Here is a 25,489-nt window from a genome sequence, read left to right as displayed (position 1 = left end):
TACCGAGTGCCGGCACTATCCATGCCGGCGCATATTTTTATGGAATGAACTAACTGTCTGCTACCTGTATGCCTGAGCATGATTTGCAACCACAGCGTGATGCGGCGACAAATAGCCCGCATCCGCACCGGTAGTCGCCGTTGCGCTCCTCGAATTCCTCTTATATTTTTTTGGTAAAAACTTAGAAGCGATAGGTCACGCCGCTATAGATGGAGAAGCCGTCACCCGGGTAGAAGTTGGGTGTATCCAGTCCTCTCGCGTTATCCGTGGTGTTCGCTGCGGCGGCATAATGCTTGTCGCCGATATTGCGAAAATCGAGATAAGCCTTCCATTTCTTGCCCGGCTCTTCGTAACCGAACTTGGCACCCCAGATCACTGCCGATGGTGCTCTCCAGGTGTTTGCATAGTCGACGTAGTAACCGGACATGGCACGTACATTCACACCTGAATAGAACCCGCCCGCCTGCTGAAACAACAGCTCACCCTGATACACATGACGCGGCAAGCTAGGCAATTCGTTCTGGCCGTACCGCTGATCGTTGCGATAGTAGAAATCGTTAAAGGTATACGCCTGGCGATAACTGAGGCGATCACCGCTATTGTTCTTCCACAACTTGGAAGTCAGCGCTGCTTCTATACCCTGGTGTATGGTTTTGCTGGCATTGGTATTCGCGACCAATGCGGGGGTCGCACCGACCGCCGGACTGGCAATCGATGTGAGCAATTCATCACTGACATAGGAGCGATACAGGGTCACGCTGCCATCGTGGTTTTCGCTGCTGGCACGCAAACCGATTTCTGCTGTATTCGCTTTTTGTGGTCGCAAAGGACGGACGTATGAAACGCCGGTACTCGCCATTTGCCAGGTTACCGGCGGATCCACCGAGCGCGACACATTACCGAATACCTGCAAAGTGGGAGTCGCCTGATACAACAAGCCCAGCCGCGGCGCCAGCGACCTGTCCGTATACTCCACCGCACGAGGGAAAGGCAAAGCGCTGGCTGGCAAGGTCGAACGCTCGATACGTACATTGCGTCCGATTTCAATCAAGGACAATCCGCTGCTTAAGGTGGTCTGCTCATTCAGATGCAGCGCATTGCTGACCGACAGCACCGTGTCGCGTGAGCCGCTGTACTTGGTGTACTGGCGCTCACTGGTGCGCACGCCATTCACCTGGTTGTAACCGGTCACGTCACCATCCAGCAAACGCGTATCGCTGAAGCTGACCGTGGTATCGCTGAGCTTGCCAAACAAGGTATCGCCGGTACGCAAATAGCGCAGCGAGGTAGTGAAGTCTTTCGAACGCCAGATGCCCGGTTGATCGGAATAGATCCAGCCGTTATCCAGCGGATAGTCGTTATAGGCGAAGCCCAGTTCAAGCTTCGACTTGTCATCCAGCGTAAGCGTGGTCCTGCTGGTGACCAGTGTCGTGCCTTTCTTGCGACGCGCCGATGCGGTTGATGTGCTGTTGCGCGGATCCGCTTCGAGTTGCGCCAGTGTCAATGTGCTGCCGTTGCGCAGCTCTTCACCGCGATGGCGGATGACCAGTCTTGTTTCCAGACGATCATTGAATTTATGGCCGAGATTGAAGATGTAGTCTTCGCCGGAGTTTGGGCTATTACGCTGGAAACCGTCACGCTGGTTGTGCGTGTACTGCAGGTAGTAATCAGTATCGCCGGAAGACGACACACCACCGGTGCTGGCCTGGTATTTGCGATAACCAAAGCTGCCTGCTTCCACGCTGATGGAATTCCCTGGTGCGCTGCGTCCTGTATGTGTGACAAAGTTGATTGCACCACCGAGCGAGAGCGCCGAGTAGGCGAAGGCATTCGCACCATTCAGGATTTCGGTGTAATCAACGCCGGTCAGCGTCAGGAAATCTTCCTGCGTCCCGCCCGGCCCGGTGATAGGCAAGCCATCAAACAAATATTTGATACCAAGCGAATAGCCTTGATAAAAGGAATTGAGACCGGAACCGCGGATAGAGATTTTGTTGGCACCTGTACCACTGGTTGCAGCCGCGAACACGCCTGGCTGATACGCGAGTACATCTTCCGCATTCTGCGCACGACCACGTTCGACTTCAGCGTTATTCACGACACTGGCGGTACCGGCAACATTCTTCAGCCGTTCCTTCGCCCTTTCCGCTTCCTTTAGTGCCTTCGCCTTGATGACTACGGTTTCCTCTACCTGCGGTGCAGCTTCCTGTGCGCCGGCGATGCCACCGGACAGGCACAATGCAGCACCGACGCCGAGCGTACGCAACAAGGTGGCGCGTGTAATCGCGGTCGAATTTATTTGCCTGGCATTACGCTGCATCCAGCTCACCTTCTTTTTCACTTTCCCTACTCCCGATATCAGTTGACTCAGCTACGCGTTTTCTTTGTCCCAGTTGCGGGATGGCACTCAGCAACGTCTGCGTATAAACGTGCTGCGGATTTTCAAATACCTCACGGACGCCGCCAGATTCGACCACCACACCATCTTTCATCACCAGGATGCGATCGCTGACGCGGTAGATGACGCCGAGGTCATGTGAGATGAAGAGACAGGACAGGCCGAGGCGATCTTTCAGGTCGATCAGCAAATCAAGGATTTGTGCCTGCACCGACACATCGAGTGCAGAGACGGGCTCATCGCAAATCAGCACTTCCGGTTCAGGTGCCAGCGCACGGGCTATCGCTATGCGCTGACGCTGACCACCGGATAGTTCGATAGGACGGCGTTGCAGGAAGCTTGGATCGAGACGTACCAGCTGCAGCAGTTCTATCGCGCGTGCACGTGTCTCCGCCACATTGGTATAGCCAGCTACACCGAGCGCTTCAAACAACACGCGCTCCACCGTGTAGCGTGGGTCGAATGAGCTGAGCGGGTCCTGGAACACCACTTGTATGCGTTTGCGTTCTGCGCGTTGTTGCGCGTCGCTGAGTTCACTCCAGATCTGATCACGCAGACGGACATTGCCGACATTAGGCGTTTCTAGCCCGAGTACCATGCGCGTCAGTGTGGTCTTGCCGGAGCCGGATTCACCGACGATGCCGACGGTCTCACCCTTGCGCAAGGCAAACGACACCTCGGATACCGCAACGCGACGTGAGCCATCCGGTGCGAAGAATACCTTGGTCAGGTTATTCACCTCTACCGCGATCGGATTGGTATTGATCACGCCCGGTGGCAGTTCGGTCGGCAAGGTAGCCAGATGGCCGTCATCGGCCACCGCTATCTTCTGTCGCGCCGGGCCGCGTTGCTGTACCGATGAGACGGCGGACAACAATGATTTTGTATACGGGTGTTGCGGATCATGCAGGATCGCATCGAGCGGCCCCTGCTCCACGATTTCACCATGCCACATCACCGCCACGCGGTCTGCCAGTCGTGACACCACGGCAAAATCATGGCTCACCACCAGCATCGCTTTATCCGGTGTGCGCAAGGATTCCAGCAGATCCAGCACCTGTGCCTGTACCGCTGCATCCAGTGCAGTAGTCGGTTCGTCGGCAATCAGGAGTTCAGGATTGCACGCAATTGCAGAAGCAATCAGTGCGCGCTGGCGCAAGCCGCCAGAGAGTTGATGCGGATATTGCAGCAAACGGGATTCAGGTTCAGGAATGCCGACTGAGCGGAGCAAGGCGATTACCTTTTCATCGCGCTCCTGTCTGGTCCACTTGCCATGCAGCTTGAGTGGTTCAGCCACTTCGGCACCGACTGTGCGCAGCGGATCTAAAGAACCAAGTGCATCCTGCATCACGAAGCCGATACGACGGCCGCGTATATCGCGCCAGGTGCGTTCATTAAACTTGCGCAGATCATCGCCATCAAAGCTCAGGCGATCTGCCTGCAAGGTACTGCGATGGCCGGTCAGACCAACCAGTGTGCGCGAAGTCACGCTCTTGCCGGAGCCGGACTCACCGACCAGCGCCAGGCATTCGCCACGATGCAAGGCAAATGAAATACCTTTGATGACAGCGGGACCACCAAGACCAAACTGGACATGCAGATTCTCCACTTCGACCAAAGGTCGACGTCCGTTTTCCAGCTGGCTGGTCATGCGCGCTTGCCTTCGCTGCGCAGCAATAATTCACGTCCCAGCGCAGTGATCGATACCACCGTCAAGGTAACTGCAACGCCGGGAGCCGCAACCAGCCACCATGCATTCGACAGGAAGTTGCGACCAACCGACAACATCGAGCCCCATTCCGGTGAAGGTGGTGGCGCACCGAAGCCGAGGAAGCTCAGCGCAGCACCAGCTGCAATCTTGCCGCCTATGCCTATGGTCGCGAGGATCAAAATAGGTTTGATCGCATTCGGTAAAACGTGACGGAAGATCACAGTCGAGCGACGCAAACCCAATGTGACTGCAGCCTCCACATATTGCGCATTACGGACGATATGTGTTTGTGCACGGACCATGCGGGCGTAGCGTGGCACGCTGGCCACACCTACTGCGATAACTGCATTGACCAGGCCCTGGCCCCAGAAAGTAATAATCACCAGCGCCAGCAACAAATCAGGGAATGCCAGCAACACATCGATCAGGCGCATCAGGAAGTTATCGACAATGCGATGACCCAGCCCGGCGAACAGGCCAACTGCGATACCTATGCTCAGGCCAATGGCGGTGGCAGCCAAACCCATCAGCAATGAAGGTTGTACGCCGTAGATCAGGCGGGTCCAGACATCGCGTCCGTTCTCATCTGTACCCAGCCAATGCGCAGCGCTGGGGGCGCGGAAAGCTTCGCGCGCAGAGGCTGCAAGCGGGTCATTCAATGTCAGCAACGAAGGATGCAGCGCCGCCACAATCAGAAACAGCACGAACAATGCAGCCAGTACCAGACCCGGACGCAGCTGACGCCAGTCGGCCAGGCGTAGCGGGAATCGCGCGGTGGGCGCAGCCGACGGTGCCAGCGTAGCGCCGAAGTCAGGCGCTTCCAGTTGAACGGTTGATCCAGTACTCATTGCAAGTAAACCTCGATGGCTGAATTAAATAGCGGTAAGTGATTAGGAGTGGCTGCATGCACTTGCATGCGACAAAAAATGTCAGACGGCGAGCAGGCGCTCACAGTCCTCTTCGTCTTCGTATTGGCTTTTTGGGCGGGACAGACCGAGGTGATGGCGCAAGGTGGTACCGGTGTATTCGGTACGGAAGATGCCGCGTCGACGCAAGAGAGGTACTACTTCATCGACAAAGATTTCAGCGCCGGATGGGAACATGTCCGGCATGATGTTGAAGCCGTCTGCCGCGCCGGATTTAAACCACTCTTCCAGAGTATCGGCGATTTGCTCAGGCGTGCCGACTGCGAGACGATGGCCGCTGCGTATGCGTTTGGATAACTGGCGTACGGTCAGGTTTTCACGTCGTGCCAGATTGATCTGCGCCTCAAAGAATCCGTGTGAACCGCCACCCAGCGCACGGGTATTTGCATCCCGTTGTGCTGCGCGCACATCGATGATGCGATCCCACGGCAACGGCGCATCTAGATCGAGATCAGAGACAGCAATGCCGATACGCGCGGCGATTTGCCCGGCCAGACCCAGCTCACCCTGATAGCTATCGAGCTCATCGCAACGCGCATGTGCTTCCGCTTCGGTGCTGCCGATCACGGTGGACAAACCAGGCATGATCTTCAGGGAATCAGGATCGCGGCCCCATGCGCGTGCGCGATTGCGCATCTCTGCATAAAAAGCTTGCCCATCTTCCAATGTGGTTTGAGTGGTGAAGATCGCATCGGCATAGCGTGAACCGACCGATTTGCCGCCTTCCGACGAACCCGCTTGTACCAGTACCGGACGTCCTTGTGGTGTACGTCGTACATTCAACGGGCCGCGTACCGAGAAGTGTTCGCCTGCGTGATCTATCGTATGTACCTTTTTCGCATCAGCGAATACACCGTTCTTCCAATCGTTGATGACCGCGTCGTCTTCCCAGCTATCCCACAGCTTGATGGCGATATCGAGAAACTCCGCTGCACGGCCATAACGATCCTGGTGCAAGGGTGCGCCGGTCAATCCAAAATTCTGTGCAGCGATGTCACCGGCGGTGGTCACCACATTCCATGCAGCACGACCGCCGCTGATGTGATCCAGCGAAGCGATACGGCGCGCCAGATTGTAGGGGTCGTTGTAAGTCGTGGAGGCGGTGGCAATCACACCTATGTACTTGGTCGCGAGTGCAACTGCTGTCAACAATACGGTGGGCTCGAGACCACCGACCGGATTGGTCGCGACGTTACCGTTCAGTGCCGGGCCATCGGCCAGGAAGATCGCGTCCAGCGTGCCGCGCTCAGAGATACGTGCAATGTTCTGGAAGTACTCGACACCGAGCAAAGAGTTGCTCGGGACTTCGGCCAAACGCCACGCGGCCCCGTGCCCTCCCAGGCCGAGGATGTTCATACCTATGCTCATTTGACGCGGTGGCGATGCCATTTCCATTCCTTATCGATACTCTGTCTGGCGATATGCGGACTGCACAGACGATTAATTTTTTTGAGAAGTTACCGCCTTCACTGCCGCGTCACAAACAATAAAAAATTCGATCTTTAGCAGAAGTTTGGATATATCGTTTGATCCTCCGAACACATCTGCAAACACGTTTACTGACGTCATAAAAAAAGAAACCCGCAGACCTTGCGGTGCGGGTTAAATCCAATCATGAGAGGTATTGGAGGAGGATGCATCTGCATCTTAAGCGGCGATTCAGCGCGCCCCAACGAAGCATTTCGTACTTATAAATGCGGGATAGGCATAACAAACTTCAGATATCCATATACGGACAAATTCGTTGCCACACGCAGCCTGGTATTTCTATGATTAGCACAAGCTGGTAACGATCCATAGCTGTTCAGACGATGCAATAAGGTTCGCGCGCATTTGCTGGCTACATGCAAATACTGAATATCTTTAACGCAGCCAGAAATATTCAAATCATTTTTAATTGGTTCGCATATCAGGCCCAGCTCGTTATGCTAAAAATTCGGGCATCTGTTACTTGCCAGCCGCAAATAAATTACCGACCACAGCAGCAAAAAATAAAAAGCACATCCTTGCATCTCGTTCAGAGCAGGGAAGCGATCAGTATTAACAGGGAAAGAGTCCATGAATTTTCAGCAATTACGATTCGTACGCGAAGCGATACGCAACAATCTCAATCTCACCGAAGTTGCTGCCGTCCTCTATACATCGCAATCCGGCGTGAGCAAACAGATCAAGGATCTGGAAGATGAACTGGGTATAGACCTCTTCGTACGCTCCGGCAAGCGACTCACATCGGTTACCCGTGCTGGCGACGGCGCAGTGGAAATCGTCAAGCGCATCCTGCTGGAAACAGAAAACCTGCGGCGCTATGCCAGCCAGTACTCAGGCGTAGATACAGGCCAGCTCATCATCGCCGCCACCCATACCCAGGCCCGCTACACGCTGCCACGCGTGGTCGAGCAATTCAACAACGAATTCCCCAAAGTCAAACTCGAACTGCATCAAGGCACACCAAATCAGGTCGCTGCGATGATCAGCAATGGCGAAGCAGACATAGGCATCGCCAGCGAAGTACTCGATCAATCACCTGACATCCTGGCTTATCCATGCTTCTCATGGAACCACCAGGTCATCGTGCCGCAGGATCACCCGCTGGTGAAGAAGACACCCGTGACGCTGGCAGACATCGCCGAATATCCGCTCATCACCTACAACCCGCAATTCACCGGACGCAAGTGCGTGGATGCAGCATTCAGCCAGGCCGGGCTGGTACCGGACTTCCGTCTGACGGCGATGGATGCCGATGTCATCAAGACCTACGTCGAACGCGGCCTCGGTGTCGGCATCGTGGCCGAGATGGCGCTGGATGGGATAGAGAAAAGCGGACTGACTGTACTGGAAACAGAGGGCACATTATTTGGTTCCTGCACCACCTTGGTTGCGGTACGCAATGGAACGTTCCTGCCGTCGTTCGCCTATCGCTTCCTGGAAACGTTCGCGCCTAATCTTCGGCTGGAAGATCTGAAAAGCGCTTAAGTACATAGTGCGGCTGATGCACTTCTTGTTGAGGAAAAAGCAAAGAGGCTGTAGACCTTATCCACTGTGACGATGCCGTTTGTGCGGGACAGAAAATGGAAAAAGAAGTGGACGTTGTCTGAGCGTAGCGTTAGCGCAGCGAGTTTCGTCCACTTCCCATTTTTTGTCCTGCACAAACGGGGACCCCGCAGGAGCAGCGGCGCCGTGGTCGCCTTCTTTTGCTTACTTTTCTTGGCGAAGCAAGAAAAGTGAGTGGCCGCCGGGCCACCCCCGGCAACCCACTTCTCCACGAAGAAAAATCACCATCACGACGCACCGCACGCGCAAGAGTAATACGTATGGCATTAGCTATCTTAACTAGCTAAGCAACAAGGTATTTAACACCCGTTCCTCCACATGCATTTTCTGAATAACGATATTGAAAAAGCTTCGTTGTTCGTCAGCAATCTCTTCGGTAATGTGACCACGTAACGCTTTCTTAACAAACCGAGGAGAATCAAAATGAAGATCATCAAGTCCCTGCTGATCGCAGGCAGCCTGTTGCTTGGTAGCGCACATGCCGCACCGAGCGACTTCCTGGTCAGCACCGACTGGCTGGAAAAGAACATCAACAACCCTAAATTGCGCCTGATCGAAGTCAGCGTCAATCCGGGCGTATTCGAGCGTGCGCACATTCCTGGCGCGGTGAATTTTTCGTGGCATACCGACCTGGTTGATACAGTACGTCGCGACATCGCCAGCCAGCAAAACTTTGAAAAATTGCTGCGTAACGCAGGCGTCAATAGTGACAGCACCATCGTCCTCTACGGTGACACCAACAACTGGTTCGCGGCATGGGGCGCATGGGTATTCGACATCTATGGCGTCAAGGACGTCAAACTGCTGGATGGCGGCCGCAAGAAATGGGAAACAGAAAATCGTCCATTGGCCTCCGTGACCAAAGTACCTGCTGCTGGCAATATCAAAATCAGCGCAGCGAATCCTGCACTGCGCGCACGCCTGAGCGACGTGGTTGCATCAGCTGAAAAGAAAAGCAATGTCGCGCTAGTCGATATCCGTTCGGCGGATGAATACAGCGGCAAGGTCTTCGCACCTGCCGGTGTACAGGAACTCGCTATCCGCGCTGGTCATATCCCTGGCGCAGCCAACGTGCCATGGGGTCAGGCAGTTGCGGCTGACGGCACTTTCAAATCGGTCGATGAACTGAAAAAAATCTATGCTGCAGCTGGCATCGATGGCAGCAAACCAGTCATCACCTACTGCCGTATCGGTGAGCGCTCCAGCCACACCTGGTTCGCGCTGAAAAAACTGCTCGGCTACGACGTCCGTAACTACGATGGCTCGTGGACTGAATACGGCAACGCAGTAGGCGTACCGGTTACCAATCTGGCAGGCACAGTATGGGGCGGAAAATAATTGGCTGATCTGGCATTGCCGCCGCTACGGCGGCTTTTGCCTTCTGTCATTATCCTGACGGCAGCAGTCTGCTTCTCACATACCCTCGGCAGCATCGCCGGGGGTGGACGCGAACTGGCACTGTCTGCCTTGTTGGGTCTTGCATTTGGCATTTTCTTACAGCGTTCGCGCTTCTGTTTCTTTTGCGTCAGTCGTGATTTCATAGAACGACGCGATGCACGCGGCCTGCTCGGCATCATCGTGGCACTGGTCGTCGGCATACTCGGCTACCACCTCGTCTTCGGCGCATTCATGCCCATCCCTACCCTCGGTCGCTTGCCACCACAAGCGCATATCGGTCCGGTGAGCTGGGTACTGGCCGCAGGCGCACTCAGCTTTGGCATAGGCATGGCACTCTCTGGCTCATGCATCAGCGCACATTTATATCGCCTGGGCGAAGGCTCGACCGTTTCGCCATTTGCACTACTTGGCGCGCTGTTTGGTTTCGTACTGGGCTTCCTCAGCTGGAACAAGTTGTATCTGTCCGGCATACAGGAAGCACCTGTGGTCTGGCTACCACATCATTTCGGTTATGCAGGATCTGTCGTATTACAACTTTCGATATTGACTGCACTCGCGATCTGGCTCTGGCGTGCGCACAAAACGCAAGAGGCAAGGAGCGGCAATCGATGGGAACGACGCTGGCCCGCGTATGTGGGTGGCTTGCTGATCGGATTTGTCGGCGTGCTCTCCTACTTCCGCATCGGGCCACTGGGTGTGACGGCGGAGCTGGGCAGCATCGCACGTACGGCAGCGAATAGCTTGTCCTGGTTGCCCGCGCGCCTGGAAGGTGTCGATACCTTCTCCGGCTGCGCAACCGTCATCAAGGAAACCCTGTGGTCGCAAAACGGTGTGTTCGTCATCAGCCTGATCCTCGGATCACTGGCCGCCGCTATCTCTGCCGGTGACTTTAAACCGCGTCGTCCCAAGCTGGCTGAAATCGGCCGCGCATTTGCCGGTGGCATCCTGATGGGATGGGGCTCCATGGTGGCGCTGGGTTGCACGGTCGGTACCTTGTTGTCCGGCATTATAGCTGGTGCGGCATCGGGCTGGATTTTTGCGCTCTTCCTGTTCGGCGGGCTATGGATAGGGTGGCAATTAAGAGTGAAGATGCGCTGGAACTAAACCGGCGCATCTTTATTCGTCACACTTCAACTATTCGGTACCCGCTCACCTTCAGCCTCAACAAAGTCGTCAAACGACTCATTGCTGCTGGCATGTAGCTTCGCGTACAAGCCTTTGTTCAGCAGCAATTCATCGTGTGAACCTTTTTCGACGATGCGACCTTTCTGCAGCACCACAATCACATCTGCATCACGTATCGTCGCCAGACGGTGCGCAATGATGATGGTGGTACGCCCCTTGCGTAATACATTTAAGGCACGCTGAATTTCCAGTTCGGTGAAGCTGTCTATGTTCGCGGTCGCTTCATCCAGGATCAGGATCTTCGGTTTCGCCAACAAGGCACGTGCGAAGCTGAGCAACTGGCGTTGCCCAATAGAGAGATTGCGGCCGCGCTGGCCCAGCATGGTGTCGTAACCATCCGGCAGGCGCATGATGAAATCATGTGCACGTACGGCTTTTGCAGCTTCTATCACCTGCGCCCGCGTCGCCCACTGCAAACCGTAGCGCATATTGTCCGCGATGGTTCCGCTGAAGAGGAAAGGCTCCTGCAACACCATGCCGACGCACTGCCCCAGCGAGTCCAATGTCAGGTCACGCACATCCTGCCCGCCAACTTTGACTTCACCATCCCACACATCGTAGAAACGATGTATCAGGGCCGCGATACTGGTCTTTCCGGAACCTGTAGGGCCGACTAATGCCACTGTCTGGTAGGGCTGGATATGCAGGTTGAGATCATGCAGTACAGGCTGATTCGGGCGATAGCCGAAAGTCACATGATTGAACTCGATCGCTGGCGGCACATCGGCCAACTGCTGCGCGTCTTCCTTGTCACTCAATGTGACTTCAACATCCAGCACTTCAAAGATACGGTGGCCGGATGCCATCGCGCGCTGCATCACCGTGTATTGCATCGTCAGCGTGCGGATAGGATCAAAGAAGCGTTGTACACAAAAGATGAAGGCAACCATGACGCCGACATCGAGTTGTCCCGATACGACGGATGAACCACCGACTACTACGACGATAGCCATTGCCAGTCCAGTCAATGTATCTACCGTCGGCATCATGACTTGCGATGCCCGCGACGAACCGATTTGCGCCTGCAAATTTTCTATCGCACGTACATCGTAGCGCTCGAAGTTGACGATCTCGCGACGGTTCTCCTGCACCGTGCGTATGCCGTTGATGTTTTCCGCCAACGCAGCGTTCACACTGGATGACGCCTCACGTGCACGCGTAAATGCCTTGCGCGCCCATGGCAGCCATATCTTGCGCACCAGGAACATCATGGGCAGCACGCACAAAGTCAGCAAACCCAATTTGACGTCCATCAGCAACAAGACGGCGACGATACCTATCAGCAGGAAGAAATCACCGACTGCGGATACCGATGTCTCCATAAACTCCTGCAAGGAGTTGACGTCACCCTGCAGGCGCGCCATCAGGCGCCCTACCTGTGTCTGATCAAGGATGGATAGGGACACATGTTGCAAGTGATTGAACATGGCGCGTCGCAGGTCAAAGATCACTCTTTGCGCCAGACGCGCTGCTACCCACTCCTGGAAAAAATTGGATACCGCGTTCAGGATAATCAGCGAAACGAATACCGCCAGGATAGTGTTGAACGCAAATTGCGCATTCCCGACCGCACTATCCACCGCGTAACGCACCGTCACCGGGATCAATACTTGCACGATGGTGAACAAGGCAACGGTAACAACTACCGCCACCAGTGCCCAGCGATGCGGACGTATATAAGCCCACAACCTGCTGACGACGCGACTGTCGTAGCGTGCAAAGATATCTTCGCCACGTACTTCTGCATTCAGATCTATGGCTTTCTTGGCCTGCGTTGTACTCAAGATGCAAACTCCACATTGCTATTGTTTTTAATCTCGCCAGACACGGATGTATTTGCAGATACATCTGCGTCGTTCTGTGCACCGCGATTCTGCAGATTCCACAATTCGGCATAACGTCCGCCTGCGACAGCCAGCTCAGCATGCGTGCCACGCTCCACGATGCGACCTTCATCCAGCACGATGATCTGGTTGGCGTGCTTGAGTGAACTCAATCTGTGCGCAATGATGATGGTGGCCGTATTCTTCAACGACGATTGCAGGGCGGCGCGTACGCGTTGCTCGGTTGCCGGATCTATCGCTGCGGTCGAATCATCCAGTACCAGGATGGCAGGCTGATCCAGCAAGCCGCGCGCGATGGTCATGCGTTGACGCTGCCCGCCGGACAAGGCCACACCACGTTCACCGACACGCGTGGTGTAGCCCCTGGGCAGTTGCTCTACATGCTCATGTATCTGCGCTACCGATGCCGCAGCAATCACGCGCTCTTCACCGGCTTGTGGTTCGGAGTAAGCAACGTTGTTATGTACCGCAGTATCGAAGAGGAAATTTTCCTGTTGCACCAGGCTGACTGCACTGCGCAGTGAAGCAAGCTTGAGTGAGCGCAAGTCCTGACCATCGATGGTGATGCTGCCCGAGCTCACTTCATAGAAACGCGGGATCAAATGCGCCAGCGTAGACTTGCCGCTACCCGGCGCGCCCACTATGCCCAATACTTCGCCTTTCTTCACTTCGAAGCTGACGTCGTGCAGTATCGTCCTGTCATTCGGTCCATGGCCGTATGCAAAGCTGACCGAGTCAAAGCGCAACAAACCTTGATCGAGCTGTAATTCATGCGCTTGCGATGCATCCTTGATTTCCGGGTCGGTATCCAGTACTTCGAACAGGCGTGCACCGGAACCTGTCGCACGGGCACTGGCATTGACGATCATGCCGATCTGGCGCAACGGTTGCTGCAGGATGGTAATGAAGGTCAGGAACTCCGTCAGCGAACCGACCGTCAATGCGCCGCTGGCTACACGCTGGCCGCCTACCCATAGCACCAATGCCATAGACGTGTAGTAAGCCAGCACCATCGCACTCATATTGCCCATGCGCTCAGTGATGCGTTGATTCGATAGACGCAGTGCGACGTCGGAGATTTTGTCGAACTTGGCCATCTCATGCAAGCGTGAAGTGAAAGCACGTACCACACGCACACCTTGCAGGTTCTCTTCCATGTTGAGCGTCATCTCTGACATCATCTTTTGCAAGCGCTGCCAGCTCACACGCAAACGCAGGCCGGTACGCGCCGCATTCCACGCGACGAACGGCACAAAGCTTAATGCCAGCAAACCCAGCGTGACATCTATGCTCAGCAAGCGCCATGAGCCTACACCCAGCAGCAAGCTCAGGGTAATCACACGCAACACACCGAATTCCAGGAAGGCACGCACGCCTTCCAGATCCAGCATGCCACGTGCGATCAGATCGCCGGTGTGTATCTTGTCGTGATAGCTGAAGCTGAGTCGTTGCAGCTTTTCATAGAAAGCCATGCGCAGGTCGTAACCAACTTTTTGCGCCAGCGTCTCACCCAGATAACCCTGCAATCCGGTCAGTATGCCGCGCACGGCACAGACCAGTACGATCAGGCTGCCAGTGACCAGCAAGGCCTTGCGCACCACATCAGCACCCAGCTGGGCATTTACCAGCAAGTGACCGGCCTGATCCACCGCATGTCCAAGCAGCAGCGGCATCAGCAAGTTGAAAACGGCTGCACCCAGCGCCGCCAGGATCGCGAAGGTGCAATGCCATGGGTAACGTACCGCCAACCTGGTCAAGCGGCCCAGTACTTGCGGCATGGCCTGCACGTCAATCTCTTCCGAGTGATGCGGCAAGGCTTTAGGTCGCGGCTTCTTTGCCTTGTTTGTTGCAGTGTTTGCTGGCTGGGCGACAGATGGAGCGTCACTGTCGTCAGCAGAAGGAGCGGAGGAAATACTCATAGAACGGCTATCCACAAAATAGTGTGACTAAAAAATTAACTGCCTGGTACTACTGCTATGCAAGCCTGCCGCGAATTCTGCTGATACTTCCGCTTCAGGAAAGATCAAAGCGCATTGCGCGGAACGCGACCGATGACCGGATACTCCGGGTCGGTGTAGCCGGGTGTGCTCGGGTGGCCAGGTGGCACCAGGCGATCAAACAAGGCTTCGTCTTCCGCCGTGTAGCGATAGTTCAAGGCATCCAGGTAGGCTTGCCACTGCTCAAAAGTGCGTGGGCCGCCGATGACAGATGTCACCAGACGATTATTGAGTACCCATGCCAATGCCAGTGCAACGTTGGTCGTGCCATGTGCTTGCGCATGCTCATGCAATGCTTGCGCCAGTGCGATGGATTCCGGACGCCACTCGGTTTGCAGTGCACGTTTATCACCACGCCCGACCCGACTGTTTTGATCCGGCTCATTGCCTGGCAGGTATTTACCGGTCAGTACACCGCGTGCCAGCGGGCTATATGACACCACGCCCAGGCCGTGGAAATTGCAGGCAGGCAGATGCTCTACTTCCGGCATGCGATTCGCAGCGTTGTAATACGGTTGCGAGACGATAGGCGGCGCTACGCCCAGTTCCTTGCTCAGATGTACGACTTCAGCCAGCTGCCACGCACTGAAGTTGGATAAGCCGAAGTAACGTATCTTGCCCTGTGCAATCAGGTCACCGAGTGCGCGTACAGTTTCGTGCAAAGGCGTGGCCGGGTCAGGTCGGTGCAGGTAGTAGATATCGATATAGTCAGTACCCAGGCGCTGCAGGCTTTGCTCTACTGCCTGGATGATGCGGCGACGCGACAAGCCTTTTTCATTCGGCCATTTATCGGAACCATTTCCGACCTTGGTTGCCAACACCCACTTATCGCGTTGTGCGGCGATACCCCTGCCGACTACACGCTCCGATTCGCCACCGGTGTAGATATCTGCGGTATCGATGAAATTGATACCGTGCTCATGCGCATGTTGAATAATCTGATGCGAAGTTTGTTCGTCACTCGCACCGCCAAACATCATGGTGCCCAGACACAGACGCGATACTTTCAAACCGCTTTTTCCTAAATTTTCGTATTGCATCTCACACCTCTTTATTTATTTCCATCAGGTTGGTAAGAACCAGCACCTGATGTCTTTCTCAACCATCAGACGCTGGCCAGTGCTTCATTCTTCGCTGCCATCACATTCGCATCAGCGACGGCATTTGCTGCTTGCTCTTCCGCCTTTTTCTCTATCTGGTTAAAACGTCGGCGCAGCGGCACTTTGTCGTTCAGATAATAGTTGCCTACATCGTACAAACGCCAGCGCACCGAATCGTGCAAGGTATGCGTACGTGCGTCGCGCCAGTAGCGATCCAGATTGTGCTTGCTGGCGGTCGCTTGCGTGCCAGAGAATTCAAACAGTTTATTCGTAATCAGCAATGCTGCATGGGTACTGGCCGCACGCACTTCGGACACAGCAATAGATGCCTTGGTCCAGTCCGCCTGCAAACCAGTTACATACGCATGATCAATAATCCTGCCTGCGCGTTCGAGCAAGGCTTCCGCGCCATGCAAGGCGACCGACAAGTCACCGATCTCACGGATGGTTAATTGATCTTCTTCCCATGCTGCATCCGGCGCTGCATCCGCTTTCTTCGGATTACGCCCGCGGATAAATGCGATCGTTGCTTCGAATGCTGCGCGTGCAATGCCGGTATCGATGGCTGCATGCATGATCTGTCCGGTAGGGCCGACCGGTGAGACGTGTTCTTTCTTCTCACGGTGCGACACGACCAGATTCTTCGCTATCCGTGCGTTGTCCAGGATCACGCTACCGCTGGCGGTAGTACGTTGTCCTAGCCCGGCCCAGTCATCAATAATCGTCAGGCCTTCTGCGTGACGCGAGAAGAAAGCGAGGTGATGCTCTTCCTTGTCTTCGCTATTCAACGCGGTCGGTATCCAGTCGGCATACAGCGAACCGGTTGCATAGTATTTACGCACGGTCGCGCGATAGTGTTCGTCGCCATCTGCAAACAGGCTGACCTTGCGGTCTTCGGGCTTCTTCACATTCAGTTCTACCAGCGCGTTACCGAAGTGATCCCCGGCCAGTATGCGCTCAAAGAAGAATTTCTTTTGTTCGTCGCTACCGTGCTCACGTATCAGCTCGATGACGAAGTAGTGATTCTGCGGGATCTGCCCGATAGAGCCATCTGCCTTCGAAAAGATAGCGAAGATCTGCGCCAGCGTGACGTAGGACACACCAGCACCGCCATATTCTTTCGGCACGGTGATACCCCACAAGCCGCTTTGCGTGATTTGCTTCAGCTCGGCAAACGGCAGGCGTCGTTCACGATCTCGCACCGATGCTTCCTGCGCAAATTCATCCGCGAGTACCTGCGCTGTCGCCAGCGCTTCTTCATCACTGCGGATCAGATGGACTACGCCGTGGTCGGTGTACTGCAATGTATTTGATGTACTCATACGATACTCCTTGTCGTGCTAAGAATGGCGCTCAATCGCCCGTGCTTGTTTGCTTGTTATTTCCAGGTCCGGTACTGCGCAGCGGTATGGCTATCCGGCAGCTTGGCACCACGGCCAAACAGCTTCTGCCGCAGGCTGCCTTCTTCATATGCTTCCTTGTACAGGCCACGGCTTTGCAATTCAGGGATGACCAGGTCGATGAAGTCGCGATAGGTTTCCGGTGCGACGGTACGTGTCAGGTTGAAGCCGTCGACATCTGTTTCTTCTACGTACTTGGCAATTTCATCTGCGACTTGCGAGGGTGTGCCGACTATCGCCGAGTTCTGCGCGCCGAAGCCGCGGCTTTGCAACAGCTTGCGGCGGGTTGTTCCTTCCAGGAAGTTGCGGCCACGCGCACTACCTACCCGCTTCAGGCGTCCCGGATACAGCGCTTCCAGTTTCTCCGGCGTGATCTCTTCGTCCAGTTCGAGTTTTTCGAGGTCTATACTCTGACCGCTGGCCATATGCGCGAGCGAGCCTTCCGCACTGGCGTATTGCTTATAGTCTTCATACTTCTCACGTGCTGCCTTCTCATTGCTATCGACCACGACGGTGAGACCGGAGAAGACCAGGATGTCATTCGGCTGCCGACCGGCGCCCACTGCCAGGCGACGTATATTTGCAATGCCTTTAGCCAGCAGTTCACGATTCGGCGCACCTGTGAATACGCATTCGGCATGCTTGGCAGCAAATTCATTGCCGCGTTGCGAGGCACCCGCCTGGTACAGCACCGGCGTACGCTGCAGCGAAGGTTCGGTCAGGTTATAAACACCATCGACCTTGTAGTAAGGACCGTCATGATGGATACGATGTATCTTCTTCGGATCGGCATACACGCCACGCACTTTGTCGCGCACGACGGCGTCGTCTTCCCAACTGCCTTCCAGCAACTTGTAAAACACTTCCATGAAATCATCGCCGCGTTCATAACGATCATCATGGTCTATCTGTTGTTTCAATCCCATCGCCCGGGCCGCACTATCGAGGTAACCGGTCACGATGTTCCAGCCAACGCGGCCATTACTCAAATGATCCAGCGTGGCGAGACGACGTGCGAACAGATACGGCTGCTCATACGTGAGATTGCAAGTAACACCAAAGCCCAGGTGCTTGGTCGCTTGCGCCATTAGCGGCACGACATACAGCGGATCGTTCACCGGCAGCTGCACCGCTTCACGTGCGGTCGCTTCTATGCCGTCACCCAGCACATCGTAGACACCGACGATATCGGCCAGGAAGACGCCATCGAACAAACCTCGCTCCAGCAGCTTGGCCAGCTCAGTCCAGTACTCCGGTTTGGTGTAGTCGCTGGAGTTATCGCGCGGATGCTTCCACAGGCCGTGATGTATATGGCCTACACAATTCATATTGAAAGCATTCAGGCGTATCTTCTTGCTCATACTTGATTCCGGATTCTCTGATGGGTACAACAATTGTTAGCGCGTGAAAAAGCCATAGCAGCGGCGCACCGTGATACATACGGCAAACCGGCAGAGACTTCTGGGATGGTTATTCTGTCGTCGATCACGCAGCGGGATCGCTGGTGATAGCGAGGCTTAAGCAGTCCGACCGGAGAACAATATCAATTCATTGCTCGCTAAAGAACCAAGCAAATTTCATTTCAATATTCCGCTTAGGTTCGGAGTTCAAACTCCTCTGGTGCAATGCTTAGCTTTATATGTGGATAGGACAAGGGAGTATCAGTCGGTGCATACAGGCTGGCTGCATGCACCGCACCGACTGAGCGTTACCAGCGATAAGCACTCGCGCCGAAATTAGCTTCATAGAACGGACCGACATGTGTGCCAGGCGGAATGATGGCATCTATGCGTTGCAAGTCCTCAGGCGTCAGCGTCACTTCTATCGCCTTCAATGCATCTTCCAGTTGCTCCAGCGTGCGAGGGCCGGTGATGGCGCTGGTAACACCACGCTGCTGCGCAACCCAGGCCAATGCCAGTTGCGACAATGGCAAACCTTTTTCTGCTGCCAGCTCGGACAAGGGTTCAATCACATCAAACACCCGATCGACAAAGCGGCGCGCCTGCATAGGATTCGGATTGGTGTAACGCGAGTCCAGTGGCAAAGGCTGGCCTTTGCGATACTTGCCGGACAACAAACCTCCACCGATCGGGCTCCACGGGATCACTGCCAATCCAAAGGTTTCCGCCACAGGCAGTAGCTCGCGTTCTATGCGTCTATCCAGCAGATTGTACGGTGGCTGTTCCGACACAAAGCGATTCAGGCCCAGCTCCTTGCTGGCCCACAGCGCTTCGACTACCTGCCAGCCTGCGAATGTCGTCGAGCCTATGTAGCGCACCTTGCCCGACTTCACCAGGTCATCCAGCGCACGCAGTGTTTCATCTATCGCGGTGCTCGGTTCCGGTCTGTGTATCTGATACAGATCGAGATAATCTGTTTGCAGGCGACGCAGGCTGTCTTCCACCTGCTGGATGATATGACGACGCGAACTCCCACGCAGATTGCCATCGGTATCATGCATGGGCAGATGGACTTTGGACGCAAGGAAGATATCCTTGCGCTTGCCATTGCGCTTCAGTGCTTCACCTGTGAACTCTTCACTGCGACCACGTGCATAGACATTCGCGGTATCGATGATGTTGATGCCTGCATCAATTGCACGATCAATAATGCGTATCGTGTCATCCAGCTCGGTCTTGTTGCCGAACATCATGCAGCCCAAAGTCAGTGGTGAGATCTTGACGCCGGTGCGTCCGAAGTTACGATAATCTTTCAGTCCCATGAGTACAAATCTTTCTGAAGTAAAAGCATGCGCGCAAGGTGTAGCCGGATGCGCATATATGGGCTCCGGTAGGCACTGCGGGATGCGATGATTGGTGTGGGCGCGTATGAAAAACTACACGCCTTGTTTATAGGTAAAATCTAGATGAGTAATGCGGCGATTTTCTCCAGCCACAATTGGTCGAGGGCGGAAAATGCATCCGGATATTCACTATCTACATCCAGTACGCCCGCGACCTCGCCGTTACGGTCGAAGTAAGGAACAACGATTTCGGAACGAGACAAGGAACTGCATGCGATGTGGCCAGGGAACTGATCTACATCCGGTACCACGATGGTTGCCGACTGCTGCCAGGCGCTGCCGCATACGCCCTTGCCTTTGGCGATGCGGGTGCAGGCAAGTGGCCCCTGGAAAGGTCCAAGCACCAGCTCGTCCTTTTGCACACGATAAAAGCCTACCCAGTGAAAGCCGAAGGCCTGATGCAGGACGGCTGCGATATTGGCCTGGTTAGCAATCAGGTCAGACTCCGCCGCCAGCAATGCTGCTATCTGCGGTAATAACTCCGCATAGATATCTGCCTTGCCACCCTGTTTGTTGAAACTCAGTACTTCAGCCATCGTTATCGTGCTTTCTTCCCAAGATAGTTCCAGAGTCTATTGGGCAAATTGTTCGTTGCCAACCAGACCCAGCTTGTTCGCGCCCAATCGCTGTGCCGACGCCAATACCGCTGCCACCGCCTTGTATGGCGCATTGCGATCTGCACGCAGGTGCAGTTCCGGTTGCACATCTTGCGCTGCCGCACCGGACAACTTGCTGTCCAGCACTTCACGATCTGCGATGGTTTCGCCGTTCCAGCTTACCACTCCTGCCGCATTGATATCGACCTGAACCACTTCCGGAATTACCGTTTGCGGTGGTGGATTACCGGCTGGCAGATTGAGCTCTACATTATGCAGCTGGATCGGTATCGTGATGATCAGCATGATAAGTAAAACCAGCATCACGTCGATCAGCGGCGTGGTATTCATTTCCGACATGACTTCCGGTTCGCCGGAGCCACTGCCTGAGCCTACGCTCATGCCCATGATTTATCCTTTACTTGAATTTATGCACCGCGCGGCGCTGGCTCGGTGATGAAACCTATCTTGACGATACCGGCACGCTGGCAGGCAAAGATCACACGGCCGATTGCTTCATACTTCGCATCGCCATCGCCACGTATCTGGATCTCTGGTTGCGGCTGTTGCACGGCGACAGTTTTGAGACGGTTGGTCAGTGCTTCGGCACCTGCTATCGATTCCTGATCCCAGTAAATCTTGCCGTTTTTATCAACCGACAGATTGATGTTTTCCGGCTTGGTTTCGCGCACATGGTTTTCTTCGTGTGGCAGATTCACTGCTATCGTATTGGTGACGACCGGGATCGTAATCAGGAAGATAATCAGCAGCACCAGCATCACGTCGACCAGCGGCGTGGTGTTGATCTCTGACACCACGTTATCTTCTTCCCCGCCATTGCCAAAAGTAAGCGCCATGATTTAGCTCGCTTTGGACGGCGCGGAGCTGAGCAGTACAGCGTGCAGGGTGGAGCTGAAGTCTTGCACTTTTTCCAGCGCGGCTTTGTTACGACGTACCAGCAAGTTGTAGCCCAGCACTGCCGGCACCGCCACTGCCAGACCAATCGCGGTCATGATCAACGCCTCACCTACCGGGCCCGCTACTTTATCGATCGATGCCTGGCCGGACAGACCGATTGCTGTCAACGCGTGATAAATACCCCAGACCGTACCGAACAAACCGACGAACGGCGCGGTGGAGCCTACCGTCGCGAGGAAAGCCAGGCCATCCTGCAGGCGGTTCTTCACGGTATCGACCGAGCTGTGCAGGGACTGTACTACCCAGGTATTGAAATCCACATGCGCCAGCAAGCCACTGTGATGTTCGGTTGCTTTCAATGCCAGGGTACCGATGAAATGGAAAGGCGTGCCGCTTTCCAAAGTATCCAGGCCTTGACGTACCGTGCCGGCATCCCAGAAGGTGCGTTCGGTATCACGTGCCTGTTTGTGCAACTTGCGTTGTGCCAGCAGCTTGGCGACGATGATGTACCAGCTGCCGATCGAGAACAGCAGGAGGATCAGCAAGGTACCTTTGGCGACGAAATCACTGCCATTCCACAACGCGGAGATGCCGTAAGGATTCGCTTCCTTGCCATGTTCACCTGCTTGTGCTGCAGCGCTGCCAGATGCGGCCTGTGCGGCGACGATGGCTGGCGCCGCAGCGACGGCAGGTGCCGCTGTATTGCCAGCGGAGTAAGCAGGAGCACTAAAGAAAATTGCCAGGAAGACGGCAACTGCGGATAAACGATTACGGCTAAACATGATTTCTCCAATTAAAAATTGCACAGCACAAAGCTGAAGATAAAGGTAGTAGGCAGTTGAAGACGGATGGCGCACTCAACTACCGGTGATCGCCCGCTACTCAACTTTGAATTCGAAAGGTACTTGCACCACAACTTCACGCCCCTGACCCACGCAGTTGAAACGTTGTGCCGCATCCAGCGCAGCACGATTAAGCACTGGGTGAGCAGAACGAATCAGGCTGAAGTCTCGCGATTGGCCATTGGTGCCGACTACAAACTGCACCAACACATTGCCGGAGATATTGTTTTGCAATGCCTGACGTGGATATTCCAGCGATTGGCGGATGCGGGTTGAGTCCGGGCAAGCCAGACCGACTTTTGCGACGGCAGGAGTCGGTGCAGGAGGAACGTATGGTTCAGGTGGCGCGCTGCTGACAGTTGCAATCACATTAGGCTGAGGCTGTACATTCACCTGCACTTCAGGTGGCGGAACATATGCTGGAGGTGGTTTGACGAATTTGGGTGGCGGGGGTGTTTTGACTTGCGGCGGCGGTGGCGGCAACTTCACTTCTTCGATGATGCGGGTCTCTATCGGCTTGCTGATGACATTGATGACATCACGTGCGAGGCCTGTCACCAGCGCATAACCGATCAGTAGATGCAGCAAGACGGTCACGCCTATACTGGCGATAGATTTGTTCGAGTACTGCTGTTGTCTGTCTAAGGCGAAATCCATTTTATTTCTCCATACGCCGCGAACAGTTGTTCGTTCAGCGCGCTATCTTCATTACCGAAATTTCTACGATGAATATTTGGGGATATAGACACGCATCACGTGTTATCCACTACCTCGCCAGCGCCGTGAACTCTGCTCATGACCCGGGCTGGTATGCTGTGGCATGAAGCTTGGACTCCATGATCGTCAGCCTGCTCTGATAAAAGCAGACACTGCCGTATCCCCAGCGAGGCCAGAATAGCATCGTGTTTTCCGATTCAATACCAACAAAATTTCACTTCTATATCCGCTTTCCCTCATATCTAAATTCCACTTTCTGAAATTGGCGCAACAGTAAATGCGTATAGATATGAGACGTGAGATATGCCCGACCTGATTCGATGGGAGGCGCGAGATCGTTGCTACGTCTTGCTTTGCGGCGTGAGTGATATATACGCGCTTGTCACGCTGCATGCAGGCGACGTAAGCGCATTTAGATAATGAATAAGCTAATGCAGATAAATTTGCGCATAAAAAAAGCCGGCATCAACGCCGGCTTGGGTACAACTTGAGATTGAGTGAGTTCGGGAACGCATCCCTCATTCGATAGCTAACCATAAGAATGCCAGGCCAACACCAACCGGGATGCCGAAGCGTTCCAGCTTGCTGCCGTTTTCTTTCGCAATTACTTCGACAGGCAGTTCAGTCATCGCCATCACTTTGTTGACGACCGAGCCTTCGAAGAAACGCGACAAGGCATTCTTGCGTGTGGTGCCCATCACGATTTTCTGCGCCGCGGTTTCTTGTGCACAAGCGACTATGCCTTCAGCGGCATCACCTTTGCGTATATGAACCGAGTGCTCGACTCCTGCTTTGCTCAGCATATCTACAGCGCCTTGCAATGCTTGCTCGGCACGTTCTTCTTGCAGCAAACGCACGTTACCGGAAGGCACAAAACGTGTGATGTATCTCGACAGACGCGGTTGGACATTCGCCAGTTTCACGTTGATCAATTCGTCATGCATGGCACGATATTGAATAACGTATTCCACTGCACGCAGTGCATTCCGCGAACCATCTACGGGTATGAGAATGTTTAGCATGATACTTTCCTCGCAATGTATAAACGTTAACGGTTGATGTGAACTGTGTTCTTATGGATGTTTTGGTGTTGCCTCCCCGCTTGTCGATTTGATAGGCGCATTCCTCAGCAAACCACTTAGTATGACCCCGCCTACAATCAGGCCATACAGCAACCATTCCACTACTCTGTTCTCCAGCAAATATTCCAGCACCATCGCTTCATTCGAAATCATCGTTGCCGCCGTCCACGCCAGCACACCTGCACCTATATAAATGATGACCGGATAGCGCTCGACCCATTTCAAAATCAGCGTGCTGCCCAACACCATAATCGGCACACTGATCAGCAGGCCTAGCACCACCAGCAGAAAATCACCATGTGCTGCACCGGCTACACCCAATACGTTATCCATGCCCATCACTGCATCTGCCACGATGATGGTGCGGATCGCAGCCCACAAGCCGACACGCGAACCCGACAACTCACCATGTTTCTTTTCTGCCTGGGCCGGCGCCAGTAATTTGTAGGCGATCCAGACCAGCAGCAAACCACCTATCAGCAGCAAACCAGGCACATTCAACAGCCAGACTATCGCGACCGTCATGGCAATCCGCACTGCAACTGCGCCGACCGTACCGCCGATGATGGTGATGCGTTGCAAATGGTGCGGCAGCTTGCGCGCAACCAGGGCTATCACTATCGCGTTATCACCGGCCAGTACCAGATCGATGATGATGATCGCGAGCAAAGCCGAGAAGAATTCCGCCGAGAACATGTCCATGTCTCCTCCTCGCAAGCGACCGACCACCTTCGCCCGCCGGCATGCAGAAAAGATTTGCGCGAAAAAAAACCTTTACCTGCTATCGGTAAAGGTCTCGCTACAACGTTGCCGTTGCCTGCAGGCCGGGGAAATCCCGTAATGACGGCTTCTGCAGTAAAGCTACTCCCCTTTAAGGGCGACTACTTAGCTTCAAAATAGGCCAGCGGATACCCACTGTCAATGGAAATATGAAGATTTCGTTAAAATACAATTAACGAATATTTAACGCCATTGCGAATTGCTGTTATTCCTTATAAACACGCGTTTCTCATATCAGCATGGTTTTCAAAGCAGGCCCACATACTTACCTTGAAAGTGCGCTAGCCAATCTAACCACGATTGGCTAGCGAAAAGGATGAAGCAGTAATTAAGTATAGAGATGCATCAATTCTTTGCTAATGTTGCGAATATTTTAATGTTTTAATGCAAGACTATTGGTCTTTTCCTGATACATTTACAGCCGCCGCTTGATGTGCATCTTGGAGGGCACAGCATAGAAATTAAGTCGCATTCGGAAACGCAAAGATGGACGTCTCAAGATTCCTTGCTTTATGGCCTTGGTGCGATTCTGTTTCGAACATTCGCTTAACTCGAGGGCACACGCAATTGCCTATTAATGGGCTCCGAAGCATACCCATGCAAAGAAGCAGTACGGTAATCCCCCCGGAAAAGAAGTGAATTTGAAAGTAGAATTTTCTCCAATCGAAATTGAGGAAGTTTTACATGAAGAAGTCGCGTTTTTCGGAAAGCCAGATTATTGCCATCCTTAAGCAAGCAGAA

At 54.2% G+C, this 25,489-nt stretch carries 20 protein-coding genes; 3 read left to right on the top strand and 17 right to left on the bottom strand.

Annotated elements, in window-relative coordinates:
• Window positions 1-181: 181 nt before the first annotated feature.
• The 4 genes from IXC47_RS06805 to IXC47_RS06790 form a co-directional block, all read right to left on the bottom strand.
• Window positions 182-2,341, bottom strand: a complete 2,160-nt coding sequence (locus tag IXC47_RS06805; protein ID WP_326838383.1) for a TonB-dependent receptor family protein — start codon at window positions 2,339-2,341, stop codon at window positions 182-184.
• Complete coding sequence (locus IXC47_RS06800; RefSeq protein WP_195875099.1) at window positions 2,310-4,049, bottom strand: dipeptide ABC transporter ATP-binding protein; 1,740 nt, start codon at window positions 4,047-4,049, stop codon at window positions 2,310-2,312. Before IXC47_RS06800 ends, IXC47_RS06805 begins: the two co-directional genes overlap by 32 nt.
• Window positions 4,046-4,957, bottom strand: a complete 912-nt coding sequence (locus IXC47_RS06795; protein WP_230089442.1) for an ABC transporter permease — start codon at window positions 4,955-4,957, stop codon at window positions 4,046-4,048. The genes IXC47_RS06800 and IXC47_RS06795 overlap by 4 nt, the downstream gene beginning before the upstream one ends.
• An 81-nt stretch (window positions 4,958-5,038) precedes the next feature.
• Window positions 5,039-6,424 (bottom strand): LLM class flavin-dependent oxidoreductase, encoded by a 1,386-nt coding sequence (locus IXC47_RS06790; protein WP_175626894.1) that lies wholly within the window; start codon window positions 6,422-6,424, stop codon window positions 5,039-5,041.
• A 669-nt stretch (window positions 6,425-7,093) separates the two neighbouring features.
• Here IXC47_RS06790 and IXC47_RS06785 point away from each other — a divergent pair.
• The 3 genes from IXC47_RS06785 to IXC47_RS06775 all read left to right on the top strand — a co-directional run bounded on the left by IXC47_RS06785 (window position 7,094) and on the right by IXC47_RS06775 (window position 10,588).
• On the top strand, window positions 7,094-8,008 hold the full coding sequence (locus tag IXC47_RS06785) for a CysB family HTH-type transcriptional regulator (RefSeq protein ID WP_195875098.1): 915 nt from the start codon (window positions 7,094-7,096) through the stop codon (window positions 8,006-8,008).
• A gap of 501 nt (window positions 8,009-8,509) precedes the next feature.
• Window positions 8,510-9,424 (top strand): sulfurtransferase, encoded by a 915-nt coding sequence (locus IXC47_RS06780; RefSeq protein ID WP_195875097.1) that lies wholly within the window; start codon window positions 8,510-8,512, stop codon window positions 9,422-9,424.
• Window positions 9,425-10,588 carry a YeeE/YedE family protein gene (locus tag IXC47_RS06775; RefSeq protein ID WP_195875096.1) on the top strand — a complete coding sequence of 388 codons (1,164 nt, stop codon included), beginning with the start codon at window positions 9,425-9,427 and terminating at the stop codon, window positions 10,586-10,588.
• A 26-nt stretch (window positions 10,589-10,614) separates the two neighbouring features.
• On the opposite strand, the gene IXC47_RS06770 is transcribed toward IXC47_RS06775, so the two are convergent.
• The 13 genes from IXC47_RS06770 to IXC47_RS06710 form a co-directional block, all read right to left on the bottom strand.
• Window positions 10,615-12,453, bottom strand: coding sequence for an ABC transporter ATP-binding protein (locus IXC47_RS06770; RefSeq protein ID WP_195875095.1), 1,839 nt, complete (start codon window positions 12,451-12,453; stop codon window positions 10,615-10,617).
• Window positions 12,450-14,432 carry an ABC transporter ATP-binding protein gene (locus IXC47_RS06765; protein WP_195875094.1) on the bottom strand — a complete coding sequence of 661 codons (1,983 nt, stop codon included), beginning with the start codon at window positions 14,430-14,432 and terminating at the stop codon, window positions 12,450-12,452. Before IXC47_RS06765 ends, IXC47_RS06770 begins: the two co-directional genes overlap by 4 nt.
• Before the next feature lie 104 nt (window positions 14,433-14,536).
• A complete protein-coding gene (locus tag IXC47_RS06760; RefSeq protein ID WP_175626888.1) occupies window positions 14,537-15,550 on the bottom strand; it encodes an aldo/keto reductase in 1,014 nt (337 codons plus the stop codon).
• A 65-nt stretch (window positions 15,551-15,615) separates the two neighbouring features.
• Entirely contained in the window at window positions 15,616-16,932 is a 1,317-nt protein-coding gene (locus IXC47_RS06755) for an SfnB family sulfur acquisition oxidoreductase (protein ID WP_195875093.1), read from the bottom strand.
• Window positions 16,933-16,988: 56 nt separating this feature from the next.
• Window positions 16,989-18,371 (bottom strand): LLM class flavin-dependent oxidoreductase, encoded by a 1,383-nt coding sequence (locus IXC47_RS06750; protein ID WP_195875092.1) that lies wholly within the window; start codon window positions 18,369-18,371, stop codon window positions 16,989-16,991.
• Window positions 18,372-18,718: 347 nt separating this feature from the next.
• Window positions 18,719-19,732 carry an aldo/keto reductase gene (locus tag IXC47_RS06745; protein WP_195875091.1) on the bottom strand — a complete coding sequence of 338 codons (1,014 nt, stop codon included), beginning with the start codon at window positions 19,730-19,732 and terminating at the stop codon, window positions 18,719-18,721.
• A 140-nt stretch (window positions 19,733-19,872) separates the two neighbouring features.
• On the bottom strand, window positions 19,873-20,349 hold the full coding sequence (locus tag IXC47_RS06740) for a GAF domain-containing protein (RefSeq protein ID WP_175626884.1): 477 nt from the start codon (window positions 20,347-20,349) through the stop codon (window positions 19,873-19,875).
• A gap of 36 nt (window positions 20,350-20,385) precedes the next feature.
• On the bottom strand, window positions 20,386-20,817 hold the full coding sequence (locus IXC47_RS06735; RefSeq protein ID WP_124574719.1) for an ExbD/TolR family protein: 432 nt from the start codon (window positions 20,815-20,817) through the stop codon (window positions 20,386-20,388).
• A gap of 20 nt (window positions 20,818-20,837) precedes the next feature.
• Window positions 20,838-21,266, bottom strand: a complete 429-nt coding sequence (locus IXC47_RS06730) for an ExbD/TolR family protein (RefSeq protein WP_195875090.1) — start codon at window positions 21,264-21,266, stop codon at window positions 20,838-20,840.
• Between the two features lie 3 nt (window positions 21,267-21,269).
• Window positions 21,270-22,109, bottom strand: a complete 840-nt coding sequence (locus tag IXC47_RS06725; protein WP_195875089.1) for a MotA/TolQ/ExbB proton channel family protein — start codon at window positions 22,107-22,109, stop codon at window positions 21,270-21,272.
• Window positions 22,110-22,205: 96 nt separating this feature from the next.
• Window positions 22,206-22,826 carry a TonB family protein gene (locus IXC47_RS06720; RefSeq protein ID WP_195875088.1) on the bottom strand — a complete coding sequence of 207 codons (621 nt, stop codon included), beginning with the start codon at window positions 22,824-22,826 and terminating at the stop codon, window positions 22,206-22,208.
• 578 nt (window positions 22,827-23,404) lie between these two features.
• Window positions 23,405-23,908 (bottom strand): universal stress protein, encoded by a 504-nt coding sequence (locus IXC47_RS06715; protein WP_175626881.1) that lies wholly within the window; start codon window positions 23,906-23,908, stop codon window positions 23,405-23,407.
• 51 nt (window positions 23,909-23,959) lie between these two features.
• On the bottom strand, window positions 23,960-24,670 hold the full coding sequence (locus IXC47_RS06710; protein ID WP_195875087.1) for a TerC family protein: 711 nt from the start codon (window positions 24,668-24,670) through the stop codon (window positions 23,960-23,962).
• Window positions 24,671-25,489 lie beyond the last annotated feature (819 nt).

Source organism: Herminiimonas contaminans (genome assembly GCF_015645465.1).
GTDB classification, from domain to species: Bacteria; Pseudomonadota; Gammaproteobacteria; order Burkholderiales; family Burkholderiaceae_D; genus Oxalicibacterium; species Oxalicibacterium contaminans.
The sequence above is the reverse complement of the archived record's forward strand: the minus strand, read 5'-3'. Positions and strand labels throughout refer to the sequence as shown.

Bases quoted from the DNA above. Each gene is read 5' to 3' on its own strand.
- IXC47_RS06790 (WP_175626894.1), bottom strand. From the start codon at position 6,424: ATGGCATCGCCACCGCGTCAAATGAGCATAGGTATGAACATCCTCGGC.
- IXC47_RS06710 (WP_195875087.1), bottom strand. From the start codon at position 24,670: ATGGACATGTTCTCGGCGGAATTCTTCTCGGCTTTGCTCGCGATCATC.
- IXC47_RS06780 (WP_195875097.1), top strand. From the start codon at position 8,510: ATGAAGATCATCAAGTCCCTGCTGATCGCAGGCAGCCTGTTGCTTGGT.
- IXC47_RS06795 (WP_230089442.1), bottom strand. From the start codon at position 4,957: ATGAGTACTGGATCAACCGTTCAACTGGAAGCGCCTGACTTCGGCGCT.
- IXC47_RS06720 (WP_195875088.1), bottom strand. From the start codon at position 22,826: ATGGATTTCGCCTTAGACAGACAACAGCAGTACTCGAACAAATCTATC.
- IXC47_RS06730 (WP_195875090.1), bottom strand. From the start codon at position 21,266: ATGGCGCTTACTTTTGGCAATGGCGGGGAAGAAGATAACGTGGTGTCA.
- IXC47_RS06750 (WP_195875092.1), bottom strand. From the start codon at position 18,371: ATGAGCAAGAAGATACGCCTGAATGCTTTCAATATGAATTGTGTAGGC.
- IXC47_RS06800 (WP_195875099.1), bottom strand. From the start codon at position 4,049: ATGACCAGCCAGCTGGAAAACGGACGTCGACCTTTGGTCGAAGTGGAG.
- IXC47_RS06765 (WP_195875094.1), bottom strand. From the start codon at position 14,432: ATGAGTATTTCCTCCGCTCCTTCTGCTGACGACAGTGACGCTCCATCT.
- IXC47_RS06740 (WP_175626884.1), bottom strand. From the start codon at position 20,349: ATGGCTGAAGTACTGAGTTTCAACAAACAGGGTGGCAAGGCAGATATC.
- IXC47_RS06725 (WP_195875089.1), bottom strand. From the start codon at position 22,109: ATGTTTAGCCGTAATCGTTTATCCGCAGTTGCCGTCTTCCTGGCAATT.
- IXC47_RS06715 (WP_175626881.1), bottom strand. From the start codon at position 23,908: ATGCTAAACATTCTCATACCCGTAGATGGTTCGCGGAATGCACTGCGT.
- IXC47_RS06745 (WP_195875091.1), bottom strand. From the start codon at position 19,732: ATGGGACTGAAAGATTATCGTAACTTCGGACGCACCGGCGTCAAGATC.
- IXC47_RS06755 (WP_195875093.1), bottom strand. From the start codon at position 16,932: ATGAGTACATCAAATACATTGCAGTACACCGACCACGGCGTAGTCCAT.
- IXC47_RS06785 (WP_195875098.1), top strand. From the start codon at position 7,094: ATGAATTTTCAGCAATTACGATTCGTACGCGAAGCGATACGCAACAAT.
- IXC47_RS06735 (WP_124574719.1), bottom strand. From the start codon at position 20,817: ATGGGCATGAGCGTAGGCTCAGGCAGTGGCTCCGGCGAACCGGAAGTC.
- IXC47_RS06760 (WP_175626888.1), bottom strand. From the start codon at position 15,550: ATGCAATACGAAAATTTAGGAAAAAGCGGTTTGAAAGTATCGCGTCTG.